We start from the raw sequence: 14,674 nt of genomic DNA on the forward strand, positions 1-14,674 counted from the left end.
AAAATTGCTTCTACTAAGTATTTTAAAGTGTTTTTATACATTTTACAAATGAAACTTGCTATAAATTAAAAAACAGTTCAAAAGCCTGTTTATAAGCTCTTGAACTGCTTCTTTTTATATTGCGTGCTCAAACATTCTCTTAAGATTATTCTTAAGATTTTCAAAAACCCCGCCCTGTTTAAAGTCTCTATCACAGTAGATCGCAACCTTTTCAATGAACTCGCCATTTACATAAAGTTCACAGTAGCCCACTGTTTCACCCTTCTTGTATTCCTTCTTACTTTTATCTATATTAAGTACAAACTTCTTTTCAAGCTTGTTTTCTGTACCCTTTTCAGTAACTATGTTCATGTCATACTTGGCTCTAGCCATGAAGTACTTGTCGCCCTGCTTGTTAACCCATATCTTTTCCAAATCTTCATCCTTTGTTATAACCTTTTTAGCTTCATACTTGGAAAAACCATAGTTTAAAAGCATGCTGGCATCTCTGTTTCTAACTTTATATGTTGGCGCTCCCATTATAACTGAAAGCATTCTTACATCATCTCTAACAGCAGTAGCAGATATACAGTATTTTGCCTCATCAGTAAAGCCAGTCTTTAATCCATCGCAGCCTTTAAAGAAACGAACAAGCTTGTTATGGTTTACCAATTCTATTGGAGATTTTCTGCCTTCAGAGATTGTTTCCATATATGTTCCTGAATATTTTAATATAGTAGGATGCTTTAACAGCTCCCTGGACATTATTGATATATCGTAAGCGCTTGTCACGTGACCTGGCGCACTTAAGCCTGTGCAGTTTTTAAAAGTTGTATCATTCATTCCCAAAGCCTTTGCTCTTTCATTCATCATATTAACAAAAGACTCTTCGCTGCCGCCAAGATATTCAGCCATAGCTACTGCAGCATCATTACCTGAAGCAATTGCTATACCCTTTAAAAGTTCCTCTACAGTTCTTATTTCACCAGTATCAAGAAGCATTGTGCTTCCACCCATTTTCTTAGCATTTTCGCTTACAGTAACCTTATCCTGTAACTTTATTTTTCCGCTGTCCACTGCTTCCATTGTCAAAAGCATTGTCATTATCTTCGTTACAGAGGCTGGTGCAAATTTTTCATGAGAATTTTTTTCATAAATAACCTTCCCTGATATAGGCTCCATAAGCAGTGCTGATTTCGCCTCAACTTGTATATCTTTTGCAGGCTCTGCTTGAACCTTTGAAACAAATACTTGAAAAATTAAAACTGAAGATAGTACGAAACAAAATAGCTTTTTCATTTTTTTCATACGAATTAATCCTCCCTTCTATAGGCTTAGTTTTACCATTTTCTCTAGGATTATCACAAAAATGAATTGTTAAGTTATAACAGTTCTTATGTAAAATAATTTCAAAAACAAAAACACTTGATTATAAAACCAAGTGTTTTTATTATTTATTCGCCTTTTACTATTCCATAAATTAGAGGTATATTATCATTATAATCCTTTACTAGCTCGTAATTATTTAATATATTTTGTCTTGCGTCTTCAGCCTTATCAGTATCATTTGCATGAACATATGCTATTACATCACCAGCACTTACCTTGTCTCCGCGCTTTTTATTTAAAACAATTCCAACAGATAGGTCAATTACACTTTCTTTGGTTGCCCTTCCAGCACCAAGCTCCATAGCTATAAGTCCAATGTTTTCTGCATGAATTTTAGCAACGTACCCGTCCATATGGCTTACAACAGGAAGGATATAATTTGCCTTAGGGAATTTATCAGTGTCATCTATTAATGAAGCATCTCCCCCTTGCGCAGCTATAAATTCTTTAAGCTTGTTAAGAGCACTTCCAGATTCTATTGTTTCAATCAGAAGCTTTCTAGCTTCTTCTTCATTGTCGGCTTTTTTAGCAAGCACAACCATCTGACTTCCAATAGAAATACATAACTCAAAAAGGTCCTTTGGCCCATGTCCCTTTAAAGTATCGATAGCTTCCCTAACTTCTAAGGCGTTTCCAACTGCAAATCCAAGAGGCTGATCCATGTCTGATATTACAGCTATAGTTTCTCTTCCAACATTTTTCCCTATGCTTACCATTTCCTTTGCAAGCTCAAAAGCCGCCTCAGAGGTTTTCATAAAAGCTCCATCACCAACCTTAACATCAAGCACAATGCAGTCTGCTCCTGCAGCAATTTTCTTGCTCATAATACTCGAAGCAATCAAGGATACATTATCTACTGTAGCAGTAACGTCTCTTAAGGCGTAAAACTTTTTATCAGCAGGTGCAAGTTCCCCGGTTTGGCCTCCCACAGCTAGTTTTATTGTATTTACATTCTCAATAAACTTTTCATTTGTCATCTCTACTGAAAAGCCTTCAAAGCTTTCAAGCTTATCTATAGTACCACCAGTATGACCAAGGCCTCTTCCAGACATCTTGGCAACAGGAATGCCTAAAGCTGCAACCATAGGTCCTAAAACTAAGGTCGTAGTATCTCCTACACCACCTGTGCTGTGCTTGTCAACCTTTATCCCCTCTATAGCCGAAAGGTCCAGTATAGCGCCAGAATTAACCATAGCCATTGTCAAATCAGCAGTTTCCCTGCTGTTCATCTTTTGAAAAAATATAGCCATAAGTAAAGCTGATACCTGATAGTCTGGAATACTCCCTTTAGTATAATTGCTTACAAAATAATTTATCTCTTCCTTTGCAAGCTCATGTCCATTTCTTTTCTTTAGTATTAAATCATACATTCTCATGTTTAAATCCCCCGATTCCATATTACATAATTACTTTAGTACTTCCCTTGCAAAGCTCTGTCCATGCAGCTCATTTTCAACCTTTAATAATTCTAAAATTGTCTTCCCAATATCAGTGAAGCTCTTTCTTACACCTATGTCAGCCCCAGCTTTAATATTGTTTCCATAAACAAGAACTGGTATATACTCTCTAGAGTGATCTGTACTAGGAGTCGTTGGATCGCAGCCGTGGTCCGCAGTAAGTATAAGTATATCCTCTTCCTTCATTAAACTTAGTATTTCCGGCAGTCTATTGTCAAAATCAATGAGAGCTTGAGCGTAGCCTTTATAGTCATTTCTATGGCCGTAATGCATATCAAAGTCAACAAGATTAGTAAATATGAGTCCGGATTTTCCTTCCTTCATATAATCCAAGGTCTTATCTATGCCGTCCATGTTATTCTTTATATGAACTGCATCTGTAATGCCCTTTCCGTTAAATATGTCTTCAATCTTGCCAACAGCCATTACATTGTTTCCAATTTCTTTTATATACTCAAGCATAGTTTTGCTAAATGGGTCTAATGCAAAATCCCTTCTATTTGAGCTTCTAGTGTAGCTTCCGCTTTCACCCACAAAAGGTCTTGCAATAATTCTTCCTACAGCTATATCTCCTACAAACATTTCCCTTGCTATTTTGCACATTTTGTAAAGCTCTTCTAGAGGAATTACCTCTTCATGTGCAGCAATTTGAAAAACGCTGTCTGCTGAAGTATAGACTATTGGGCATCCTGTGTTAACATGTTCATCCCCAAGCTCCTTTATTATTTCTGTGCCTGAAGCAACTTTATTGCCTATTATTTTTCTTCCTATCTTATTTTCAAATTCCTTTATAAGCTTTTCCGGAAAACCATGTGGATATGTGTTCAAAGGTTTTTCAAGAACTACACCTGCTATTTCCCAGTGACCTGTAACCGTATCTTTTCCAATTGAAAGCTCGCTGCATTTCCCAAAAGCGCCTTGTGGATTTTCGGTTTTTACTATGCCCTTAATCCTATCTATATTTCCTAATCCAAGCCTTTCCATATTAGGCAACCTTAACCCACCAACAGCTTTAGATATATTTCCTAAGGTGTTGCTGCCTTCATCACCATAATTTTTTGCATCTGGCATTTCTCCAATTCCTAGGCTGTCAAGTACAACCAGTAAAACTCGTCTATTCATTAAAATTCTCCTTTCATAGCTTTGCATGTCATTATTAGTTTTTAATTCTATAAGATAATAAATGCGTGCAATAGAAATTTAATGCACGCCTTATTGTGAGCTTTGTAATAAGCTTCATAAATATTAAATTATTTTTTATTTTATGTTAAGTATCAGTTTAAATATGTAAATATAATTATATAATAACTTGCTATTTTTATCCACCATATAATTTACAAAAATACTGTTATCATAGAAATTTGACTTGTAAATATAAAATATAAAGCTGTCTATAAATTTGGGAAGGAAATACCCCAGTACCAACAGTATGAAAAAGCATTTTATTAAAGTAAATAAAAATTTTATAATGTCATCTCTTAAGCTCAAATTATGCACATCCTATTTCAGAATTAATTTAACTAAGTTCGGTGTTATGTAGGTTTCAAAGATAAAACCTAAACCCATGATTACAGTGATAAAAATAAAAATAATGCTATAGGAAGTAATCTTAATCCAAATGCTGTTTAACCTTTTATTATTCATTTTGTCTCTAAGTATATCCAGCGAAAACTCCATAGCTATTACTGAGGATACCAACACACAAGGAATATAAATAAGGTTTTGCGGCAAGATTCCAAGCAGCACCATTCCTAAACCCTTAGTTCCTAAACCGTTTATTACAAAACTTATGCTAAAGCCTATAGTAAAGCCTTTTATAACATCTATTACAAGTATTACAGGAATTCCAACCATAGTTAAGCCTAAAAACCACATTGCAAAGATTAAAGGAATATTATTTTTTAAAACATCATAGAAAACATTTTTATATTTTAAATCGCTCTGCATAATATTTTTAGTAAAGCTTGTAAAATAGCTTATCAATTCGCCTTTTTCATTAGCCCCCATATACTTTACAGTATAAATACCAAGGACTATTCCTGTAAAAATGCAAAATAGGCTTATTATATAAAGCCAAAAATTGCGCTGAAAATGTTCGCTTAAATCTATTACCGTTTTTCTGTTGGACATAATTTTCTCCCCCTTAGTTAAAATAAATTCATAGGTTTTTACTTTACATATTCTTATTTATCATCTTTAAATATTTATGATGCAGAAAGAAATTATATTCCTGACTTAAAAATTTAGAACAACAAAAAACAAAGCAGCTTTATAAACTGCTTTGTTTTATATTAAAAATATTAATATATAATATTAGCTTACCTTGTTTTTAAGTCTTAGCTTGTCAGCTACCATAGCAATAAATTCTGAGTTTGTTGGCTTGCCTTTATCATTGTGTATAGTATAGCCAAAGAGCTTGTTTATGGTGTCCACTTGGCCTCTGCTCCAAGCTACTTCTATAGCGTGTCTTATAGCTCTTTCTACTCTGCTTGCTGTAGTATTAAACTTCTTTGCTATTGAAGGATACAACTCTTTTGTTACAGCTGATAGAAGTTCTATATCATTTACTACCATGCTAATGGCTTCTCTTAAATACATATATCCCTTTATGTGAGCAGGAACTCCTATTTCGTGTATGATGCTTGTAATTTCTGTTTCTAAGTCAAGAGGTTCATTTCTATTTAATCTTATTTCAGGAGTTTCTGTAACAGATACTGTTCTTTTTGTTTCATCTCCAGAAATAGTATTATTAAACATTTGTCTTATTCTCTTTGTAAACACATCCATATCGAATGGCTTAACAACATAGTAATCCGCGCCTAAGGTTATTGCTCTTTGAGTTATTTTATCTTGTCCAACTGCAGATAATACTATAATTCTAGGCATTGGGCTTATACTCATGCCGTTTAATCTTTCAAGAACTCCTAGTCCATCTAGGTGAGGCATTATAATATCTAATACAACTAAATCAGGCTTTTTTTCCTGAATAAGCTTTAAAGCTTCTACTCCATCCTTAGCTATACCTGTTACTACAATATCTCTCTGATTTAGAAGGTAGTCATTTAGAATGTTACAAAATTCTTTGTTATCATCTGCAATCACTACGCTAATTTTTGAATCTTCCATATTTTAATACTCCCTTCAGATTTAATTCCATATCCTAACAAATTATAAATTCGACAAAAGTATAATAAATCCTTCTATCTTTAATAATTTTTTTTGTAAATTTTGACCAAAAATAAATAATAAATGAACATAAATTATATTTTAAGAATCTTATGTTCATTTATTATTTATTATACTATCATATTTAATCTAACGCTACTTATTTTGTAAAATATCAGCATCTTTTAGCATCCATTCAATATATATGCCATAACCTACATCTGGTTTATTTATTAGTACGTGTGTAACGGCTCCTACAATTTTGTTGTTTTGAATGATAGGGCTGCCGCTCATTCCTTGAACAATTCCACCTGTTTTCTCTAAAAGAACTGGATCAGTAACTTTAATCACCATACTTTTGGGACCTGGAGTATCCTGCTGTAATAATTTTTGTATTTCAATATCATATGCTTTCGGTTCACCACCATCTATAGTAGTAATTACTTTCGCGGGGCCTTCTTTTATTTCATGCCTAAGACCAATTTTCATAGGTTTATTAAATTTATCATTACTTAATTTCTTAGTAGTGCTTCCAAATATTCCACATTCGGTATTCTTAAATATTTCACCTAAGGATATTTCCTCATCTACAAATATACCTTTTAATTCTCCTGGATTTCCTCTAGCACCTTTTCTTACAGATACTATGGAGGAAGAAACTATCTGTCCAGAACTAATGCTTAAAATTGTTCCTGTGTCTGCATCGGTTATTGGATGACCTAATGCTGCAAATTTTTTTGTTTTATCATCATAGAAGGTTAAGGTTCCCACTCCTGCTGTAGAGTCTCTTATCCATAATCCAATTTTAAATTTACCATCATTAGTATTTTTTAATGGTTTTATTGTTTTACTTAATTCACTTCCTTTTCTACTAATAATAAGATTTAAATCATCTCCATCACAATCTGCTACAATTTTGGATACTTGCTCTGAACTTGTTACAGGTACGTTGTTAATTTTTATTATGCTATCGCCTACTTGAAGTCCTGCTGCAGCACCTGGACTAGTCCCTTTGCCTTTTTCAGTTTCGATGTCTGACATTGCTACTATTAAGACTCCTTGTGTATTAAGCTTTACTCCTACTGGCTGGCCACCAGGGTATAGGGTTATTTCAGGAGAAACAGCCTTAACTAACACTGATTTCAGAGGAACTAAACCAAGTAAGGTTACTTTAGCTTTTCTTACATTGCTTTTATTCTCTAGAATATTATTTACTTTAATTTCCTTATCTTCAGTGAGCTTTATAAAATTACTGCTTTGAAGTTCTTGACCTTCTCTTATAAAAATTGTTGTAGGTATTGTTCCTAATTTATAATATATGCTTAAAGTTAATAAAATCATAGGAGTTAAAATCCAGCAAACTGCTCTTATTGTTTTTTTCTTCATGCTTTTACCTCCTGTCTTTTAAGATTATCTTAACTTTAAGTTGCCCGTTTAAATATTTTATTATCCTATTAGACTTTTTCATATAAAGTTAAATCATTGTTTGAAAATCTAATTTATGATAAAAAAACAAACAAAAAAAACCATACCGTTAAACGATATGGTTTATTATTCCACAATTTTTTTTTTTTATTTATATATNACTTAGTGAGGACTCCAGTAGTACAACAGACGCACAATAATATAATAATGCTCCAGCAAAAAAAACAGGGCTGATTAATCCATCAGCTCTGTTTTTTTTGCTGGAGCTTTTTTATTAAATTTTGTTGATAAATGAAATTTTTTAGGAGGTTTTGTACCGAAACTAATATATAGGAGAGCCGCAAGGTTTTAATCGCACTTAAATATTATTTTGAATGTAAGGTAGCTTTCATTTTTCAAGTTCATAATGGTATATTAGTAGTATATAGAATAAATATTATTTGGAATATTGATTATGTTGAGTATGTATTTATTTAATAACCTTTATATAAACATACACTTTAATGGATTTGTATATAAAGTAAGAAAGGTTGATTATAATGTTAAAAAACAATAAGAAAAGAATTGAGGAGTTACTTAGGAACCTCACAGAAAATAACATCGCCAATTATGAGTTTAAAGGAATTACCACTGAAGAAATATCTAATATATTATCTATTAGGAGAAACTTAGTTAGTCAGTATTTAAATGAACTTGTAGAAGAAAACAAGGCTAGGAAGATTAAAACAAGACCAGTTCTTTTTACTTATATTAGTGACAATAAAAATATAATTTTAAACAATAAAAGTGAGGATGTTTTTAAAAATTTAGTAGGATACAAGGGCAGTCTTAGGGAGGCAGTTGAAAAATGTAAAGCTGCAGTTGTTTATCCAAGCAAGGAGATGTCTGTGCTATTAACAGGGGACAGCGGAGTAGGTAAGAGTTATATTGCAAGCCTTATACACAAGTATGCCGAAAAAGAAGGCAAGATAAAAGCTGGCTCTCCCTTTATAATTTTTAACTGCGCAGACTACGCTGATAATCCAGAACTTTTATCTGCTAATTTTTTTGGCTATGCTAAAGGAAGCTTTACAGGAGCTGATAAGGAGCATTTAGGAGCATTAGAGCTAGCTGACGGTGGATATTTATTTTTAGATGAGATTCATCGGCTTTCAGCTGAAGGGCAAGAAAAATTATTTGTATTTATGGATAAGGGAGTATTTAAAAGACTTGGTGAAAGTAAGGCTGAAAGAACAGCAAATGTTAGGTTTATTTTTGCAACTACGGAAGACCCAAGAGAGGCTCTTCTACAAACCTTTAGGAGAAGAATTCCTTTAGAGATACATATTCCTAAACTAGATGAGAGACCAGTAGACGAAAGAATCACAATGATATATAAGTTTTTCAAAGATGAGGCTTTAAAAATAAGTAAGGACATACATATAAGCAAAAGAATAATAAATTATATATTATCACAAAAAAATGGCGGGAATGTGGGAAGTTTAAAAAATCTGGTGAAGTTATGTTGTGCAATGACTTATAAAGAGCAACAAGATGAAGAAGCAATAAAAATAAATAAAATACATTTGTCTTTACATAAAGAAAATTATAGTCAAAATATAAAACAGTATTACTTTGACGACTTTATGAAAGTTAATAGAGAAAGTGAAGATATAAGCGAAATAAATCTTTTAGGAGATAATAGATATAATAGGTTGAATGAGTTGATTGAAACAGTTGAAGAGTTATTTATTGAATATCAAAGACATAATATAACTATAAATGAACTGAGGAAAAGTCTAACTATAGAATTGAATAGAAGCCTTGAGCTTATTGTTTACGAGCAAGAGGAAGGTAAATGTGATGACTTAATTAATAACATTTATATAGAAATAGTAGATAGCACTTTAAAATCCATAGAGAGTGATTATGGAATAAGATACTATGGAAATACTAGCAAGATTTTAACAAAGGTTTTGATTTATAATAGAAATAATATAATTAAAACTAATGATGAAGAATATTTTAAAAGATTAACCACTATTAAAAATATATTAAGAAGAGAAATAAATAAGCCTTTATTAATATCTGACAAGATTATTGATAACTTGGAGAATAATCTAGATTGTGAGTTAGATATTAGAGTAAAAGTTATAATAATGCTTTATGTAATTACGATGATGGGTAATGAATCTGCTTTAATAAATGCTATAATAGTTGCTCACGGATATTCTACAGCTAGCAGTATAGCTAGTGTGGCTAATCAGTTATACGGCGAGTTTATCTTTGAAGCCTTTGACATGCCTATAGACAGCAGCCCAATAGAGGTGAAAAACAAGATAAAAAATTATATCAGCGAAATAAATACATCTAAAGGAGCTATAATATTGGTAGATATGGGGTCCTTGGTAGATATAAACATAGAGCTGGAAAAAAATATAGATGGTGATTTAGGTATAATAAATAATATAACAACCAATATAGCCCTTGACATAGCAGGAAGAATTATTAATGGACAAGATGTTGAAACTATGATTAATGGAATAGAAAAAAATAATCCCCTTGTATGTAAGCTCATAAAGACAAAGGCTAAGAAAAAAGCTATATTAACAACCTGCATATCAGGAATAGGCACTGCAGTAAAGGTTAGAAACCTTGTCAGAGAGTGTATAGGCAATGCTCTTATAGAGGTTAAGGAGTATGATTATGCTTCATTAACTCTTAAAGGGAAAGAGGATAAGGTCTTTTCAGATTATGATGTTAAACTTGTAATAAGCACTACCAAGTTAGAAATAGAAGGAGTAAATACTATACTTTTGCATGACTTAATAAATGGGGATTGCGATGACATATTATTTGATACATTCCATGATGTTGTCATGGATAAAAATATTAATAGCATAAAACAAGATATAATAAAAATGTTTTCTATGGACAATATTATATCTAAAATGACTATATTAAATCCAAGAAAGATAATTAATGAAGTTGAAAATATAATACTTAATTATGAAAGAGTTTTAGATGAGAGATTTACAGTAGATTTAAAAATGACCTTATATATTCATATAAGTATAATGATTGAAAGAATAATGCTAAAGCAAGGCTTGGAGTTTGCTGAAGAAGAAGGTAAAAGCTATAAAAATAGCAATATAAAATTTATAAAAATATCTAATGACATATTTAAAGCAATTAATAATGAATATAACATTATTGTTCCTGAAAAAGAAATCTTTATTATACAAAGTATAATAGAGTCTAGGACAGGTAAATTTAAATTATAAAAAATAAGACACATATGATTTGTGTCTTATTTTTTTATGCTGAGCAGGTAGGACACAATAATAATTTACTGACAGATTTTAATAAGTGTTTTATAGTAGTAGGCAATGCTAGTATTATGAATGGTTTTACTGCTATGCATGGGAGAGAAAAAAGTTGGCATTAAACTTGCTTTAATAATTAATGAAAGAACAAAAAAGAAGAGGAGAGATAGGATGTACAAAATAATGGTAGTAACTCATGGAAACATGGCAGCTACATTAAAAGAAACATTAAAGATGTTTACTAATGATGTAGATAATGTTTATACAGTTGGGTTAGGTAAAGAAGGAGTGGAAGATTTCAAAGAAAGATTAGATAAAGAAGTAAAAATATGCTATGAAAAAGATAAAGGATTATTGATTTTAGCAGATATTTTTGGGGGTACGCCTTTTAATGTATGTATGCTGGAAGTAAAGAATAAGTATGATGGGGTTGAAATTATTACAGGCGTAAATCTGCCAATGTTAATTGAAGCCACTTTATCAAAAGATAGCAATCTTATAGATATAATTAAAAACTTACAGCAAGTGTCAAAAGATTCTATAATACAGCCAGAGAATTTAATCTCTTCAGATGATGAAGATTAAATATAAATTTATTAAGGAGGGAAAAAGATGCAAATACAATTATGGCAAATCATTATTTTAGGCTTACTTGGCGGAATAGCACAGTGGGATGAGACAAATACAAAAATCGGGTTTAGAAATCCCGTAGTAACAGGACTAATCGTAGGAATCATAATGGGAGACTTAAAAACAGGATTATTGGTAGGTGGAACTTTACAATTACTGACTTTAGGAATAGGAACTTATGGAGGAGCATCAATACCAGATTATGCAACAGCCACAATAATAGCAGGAGCGCTGGCGATATCAACTGGTAAAGGAACAGATTTTGCAATTGGAATAGGTGTACCAGCGGCATTGCTTTTAGTTCAACTGGATGTACTGGCAAGAATGAGCAATGTATTTTTCCAGCATAGAGCAGAAAAGTATGCGGGAGAAAGAAAATACGAAAAGCTTGAATTAATGAACATATTAGGATTATCAACATGGTTAATATCAAGATTCATACCAATTTTCATATGCTTATACTTTGGAGAAGGATTGGTTAAGCAATTACTAGCTGTATCACCTGCGTGGCTTATGGGAGGTTTAAAGGTAGCTGGAGGAGTATTGCCAGCGCTAGGAGTAGCATTACTTCTTAAGTATTTGCCAATAAAAGCATATGCAGCATATTTCATAGTGGGATTTGTATTAGTAGCATATTTAAATATGCCTATGACAGGAGTAGCTTTACTGGGATTTGCGGCAGCATTTTATAATTTTAAAAAGCTTCAAAATCAATCAGTAAATAATAATGTAGTAATAGCATATGGGGGAGGCTCGGATGAAGATGAATAATTCAGTTAAGATTGATAATACAGTAGATAATGCTGACAAAAAACTAGATAAAAAGATATTAGATAAAGTATTTTTTAGATGGCTGCTAGCATCTCAGACAGCATGGAACTACGAAAAAATGCAAGGATTAGGATATTGTTATGCAATGCTTCCGGCATTGAGAAAGATATATAAGGATGAAGATGAATTAAATGAAGCAGTGAAGAACCATCTTCAATTTTTCAATTGTAATATAATAACTGGTCAGTTTATATTAGGAGCGAATTTAGCTATAGAAGAATCGGGAGGAGCAAAATCAAAAGATGCAGTAGCATCCATAAAGACCGGTTTGATGGGTCCCTTAGCTGGTATAGGAGATACTATATTTGGAGTAACCTGGAATACAGTATTTGGATCAATAGCAGCATACATGGCACTACAAGGCAGTGCAATAGGATGTTATATATGGATAATAGCAAATATTGTAAAGATTGTAATCAGTAAAGGATTTCTAATAGCAGGATATAAACAAGGTGTTAAGCTTGTAACTTCAATAGGGGATGTACTTAAAAATGTGACAGATTCAGCATCAATGTTAGGCTTAATGGTAATAGGAGCCTTAATACCTACAGTTATAAAAGCAAAGGTACCATATGTGTACACTTCAGGACAAGTAAAATTAGTAGCACAGGAAATGATAGATAAAATAATGCCTGCCTTAATACCATTAAGCATAGTTGGATTAACCTACTGGTTATTAGGCAGAAAGAGAATGAATTCAACTAGAGTAATTATCTTATTAATAGTTCTATCAATAATTGCTTTCAACTTTAAGATATTAGGTTAATTGATAAACTATATATAATGCAAAAATTCTTCCATTGTGCAAAGGAAAATACTGAATCTCCAAGAATTTTTGCTTTATATAGTGTACTTGCATGTAAAAATAGATAGCTGAAGGAGGACATAAAATGAAAGGAATAGTTCATATAAGGATTGATGATAGATTAATACACGGACAGGTAGCTGCTTTCTGGACAAACTCTTTGTCTATAAGCAGAATAATGGTAATTAACGATGAAGTAGCAGCTGATGAAATGGAGAAGTCACTTTTAAGAATGGTTGCCCCTGCTTCAGTTAGAACTTCAATAATTAATAAAGAGACAGCAGTAAAAAACATACTTGCTGAAAAGTATGCAGGACAAAGAGTTCTAATTATAGTAAAGAACCCAAAGGATTTATGGGAGTTAAAAGAAGCAGGATTAGATATTAAGAGGTTTAATGTTGGAAATATGGCTGCAAGAGAAGGAACAAAATCTATTAAACGTTCTGTAAATGTGACAGATACAGATATATATTATTTTAATAAATTTTTAGAAGCAGGCATAGATATAGATGCTATAATGGTGCCCGATGATAAGGAGTGCAAATTAAAAGATTTGATATAAGTAAAATTTTTTAATTTGATTCATAGAAAATAAAAATAATAGGAGATAAGGCTGTGAGCATAGATTTAACTAAATTAGATACAGAAAAGGTAAATAGAAATACTGTAAATATAGATAGAGCCAATACTGTTGAAATGCTAACGCTTATGAACAATGAGGATTTTACTATTGCTGAAGCTGTAAAAAAAGAAGTGAAAAACATAGCAAAGGCAGTAGACCTAGTTTATGAAAGATTATCAAAGGGTGGAAGACTAATCTATATTGGTGCAGGAAACTCAGGAAGGTTAGGAGTATTAGATGCTTGTGAATGTCCACCAACCTTTGGAGTAGATGAAGGGACTGTTATAGGAATTATATCTGGAGGCTATGATGCCACAGTTAGAGCCAATGAAGGTTCAGAGGACATAGAAGAAGGCTCTATAGAGCAGTTGAAAAAAATAGGGCTTAGTGAAAAAGATGCTATAGTAGGATTGTCAGCTTCTGGTAGAACACCTTATGTTAAAGGAGCATTAAAATATGCAAAGGAGATAGGGGCTTCACATATAGCAATAAGCTGTGTAAAAGATGCTGAAATTTCCTCCTTAGGTCAGGTTGCAATAGAGATTATTACTGGAGCAGAGGCTATAACGGGTTCTACTAGACTAAAGGCTGGAACAGCACAAAAGATGGTTTTAAATATGATATCCACCTGCTCAATGATAAAGTGCGGTAAGACTTATGGAAACTATATGATAGATGTTAGAGCAAGAAATAACAAGCTTATAGAAAGAAGTAAAAAAATAATAATGGATTGTACTTCTGTAGACAAAGAAACAGCAGAGAAATATCTTAAAGAAAGCGATGGAAATGTTAAGACGGCAGTTTTTATGATATTATCTGGACTAAGTAAGGATGATAGCATAGAAGTATTGGCTAAAAACCATAATACAATCTACAAAGCCTTACAAGCTTTAAAAAAATAAAATATGTAAAGGGCGTAATATAAGCTTACGTCCCTTTATTTTTATTATGTATTTTTGATACTCCTTAATACATATAACATAGTTAAAATAGGTAAATTATTGGTTAGTTAAATTGTAGATGCAGAAAATTAACCCCTGAGAAATAATTTAAATAAATTGCAAAA

General features: G+C 32.1%; 12 protein-coding genes. 6 read left to right on the forward strand and 6 right to left on the reverse strand.

Annotated elements, in window-relative coordinates:
- Positions 1–114: 114 nt before the first annotated feature.
- From NBE98_RS11395 to spoIVB, 6 genes are all read right to left on the reverse strand, one after another.
- A complete protein-coding gene (locus tag NBE98_RS11395) occupies positions 115–1,287 on the reverse strand; it encodes a D-alanyl-D-alanine carboxypeptidase family protein (protein ID WP_250815090.1) in 1,173 nt (390 codons plus the stop codon).
- 146 nt (positions 1,288–1,433) lie between these two features.
- Entirely contained in the window at positions 1,434–2,744 is a 1,311-nt protein-coding gene (locus tag NBE98_RS11400) for a pyrimidine-nucleoside phosphorylase (protein ID WP_250815091.1), read from the reverse strand.
- 30 nt (positions 2,745–2,774) lie between these two features.
- The gene (locus tag NBE98_RS11405; protein ID WP_250815092.1) at positions 2,775–3,947 is read right to left on the reverse strand and encodes a phosphopentomutase; all 1,173 of its coding nucleotides are present in this window, start codon (positions 3,945–3,947) and stop codon (positions 2,775–2,777) included.
- Positions 3,948–4,325: 378 nt separating this feature from the next.
- On the reverse strand, positions 4,326–4,955 hold the full coding sequence (gene spoIIM, locus NBE98_RS11410) for a stage II sporulation protein M (protein ID WP_250815095.1): 630 nt from the start codon (positions 4,953–4,955) through the stop codon (positions 4,326–4,328).
- A gap of 183 nt (positions 4,956–5,138) precedes the next feature.
- Entirely contained in the window at positions 5,139–5,951 is an 813-nt protein-coding gene (gene spo0A / locus NBE98_RS11415; RefSeq protein ID WP_250815097.1) for a sporulation transcription factor Spo0A, read from the reverse strand.
- A 195-nt stretch (positions 5,952–6,146) separates the two neighbouring features.
- Positions 6,147–7,376, reverse strand: a complete 1,230-nt coding sequence (gene spoIVB, locus NBE98_RS11420; RefSeq protein WP_250815099.1) for a SpoIVB peptidase — start codon at positions 7,374–7,376, stop codon at positions 6,147–6,149.
- 578 nt (positions 7,377–7,954) lie between these two features.
- Here spoIVB and NBE98_RS11425 point away from each other — a divergent pair.
- From NBE98_RS11425 to murQ, 6 genes are all read left to right on the forward strand, one after another.
- Complete coding sequence (locus tag NBE98_RS11425; RefSeq protein ID WP_250815101.1) at positions 7,955–10,678, forward strand: sigma 54-interacting transcriptional regulator; 2,724 nt, start codon at positions 7,955–7,957, stop codon at positions 10,676–10,678.
- 213 nt (positions 10,679–10,891) lie between these two features.
- A complete protein-coding gene (locus NBE98_RS11430; RefSeq protein ID WP_250815103.1) occupies positions 10,892–11,305 on the forward strand; it encodes a PTS sugar transporter subunit IIA in 414 nt (137 codons plus the stop codon).
- 27 nt (positions 11,306–11,332) lie between these two features.
- Positions 11,333–12,121, forward strand: a complete 789-nt coding sequence (locus NBE98_RS11435) for a PTS mannose/fructose/sorbose/N-acetylgalactosamine transporter subunit IIC (protein WP_250815105.1) — start codon at positions 11,333–11,335, stop codon at positions 12,119–12,121.
- A complete protein-coding gene (locus NBE98_RS11440) occupies positions 12,108–12,947 on the forward strand; it encodes a PTS system mannose/fructose/sorbose family transporter subunit IID (RefSeq protein WP_250815107.1) in 840 nt (279 codons plus the stop codon). Before NBE98_RS11435 ends, NBE98_RS11440 begins: the two co-directional genes overlap by 14 nt.
- Before the next feature lie 124 nt (positions 12,948–13,071).
- Positions 13,072–13,548, forward strand: a complete 477-nt coding sequence (locus tag NBE98_RS11445; protein WP_250815109.1) for a PTS sugar transporter subunit IIB — start codon at positions 13,072–13,074, stop codon at positions 13,546–13,548.
- Positions 13,549–13,601: 53 nt separating this feature from the next.
- A complete protein-coding gene (gene murQ / locus NBE98_RS11450; protein WP_250815111.1) occupies positions 13,602–14,510 on the forward strand; it encodes an N-acetylmuramic acid 6-phosphate etherase in 909 nt (302 codons plus the stop codon).
- Positions 14,511–14,674: the final 164 nt, after the last annotated feature.

This window comes from Clostridium swellfunianum (assembly GCF_023656515.1).
Taxonomy (GTDB): Bacteria; Bacillota; Clostridia; order Clostridiales; family Clostridiaceae; genus Clostridium_AT; species Clostridium_AT swellfunianum.

Coding starts and splice junctions, on each gene's coding strand:
- spoIVB (WP_250815099.1), bottom strand. CDS start 7,376: ATGAAGAAAAAAACAATAAGAGCAGTTTGCTGGATTTTAACTCCTATG.
- NBE98_RS11430 (WP_250815103.1), top strand. CDS start 10,892: ATGTACAAAATAATGGTAGTAACTCATGGAAACATGGCAGCTACATTA.
- NBE98_RS11400 (WP_250815091.1), bottom strand. CDS start 2,744: ATGAGAATGTATGATTTAATACTAAAGAAAAGAAATGGACATGAGCTT.
- NBE98_RS11445 (WP_250815109.1), top strand. CDS start 13,072: ATGAAAGGAATAGTTCATATAAGGATTGATGATAGATTAATACACGGA.
- NBE98_RS11395 (WP_250815090.1), bottom strand. CDS start 1,287: ATGAAAAAAATGAAAAAGCTATTTTGTTTCGTACTATCTTCAGTTTTA.
- spoIIM (WP_250815095.1), bottom strand. CDS start 4,955: ATGTCCAACAGAAAAACGGTAATAGATTTAAGCGAACATTTTCAGCGC.
- NBE98_RS11425 (WP_250815101.1), top strand. CDS start 7,955: ATGTTAAAAAACAATAAGAAAAGAATTGAGGAGTTACTTAGGAACCTC.
- NBE98_RS11435 (WP_250815105.1), top strand. CDS start 11,333: ATGCAAATACAATTATGGCAAATCATTATTTTAGGCTTACTTGGCGGA.
- NBE98_RS11405 (WP_250815092.1), bottom strand. CDS start 3,947: ATGAATAGACGAGTTTTACTGGTTGTACTTGACAGCCTAGGAATTGGA.
- spo0A (WP_250815097.1), bottom strand. CDS start 5,951: ATGGAAGATTCAAAAATTAGCGTAGTGATTGCAGATGATAACAAAGAA.
- NBE98_RS11440 (WP_250815107.1), top strand. CDS start 12,108: ATGAAGATGAATAATTCAGTTAAGATTGATAATACAGTAGATAATGCT.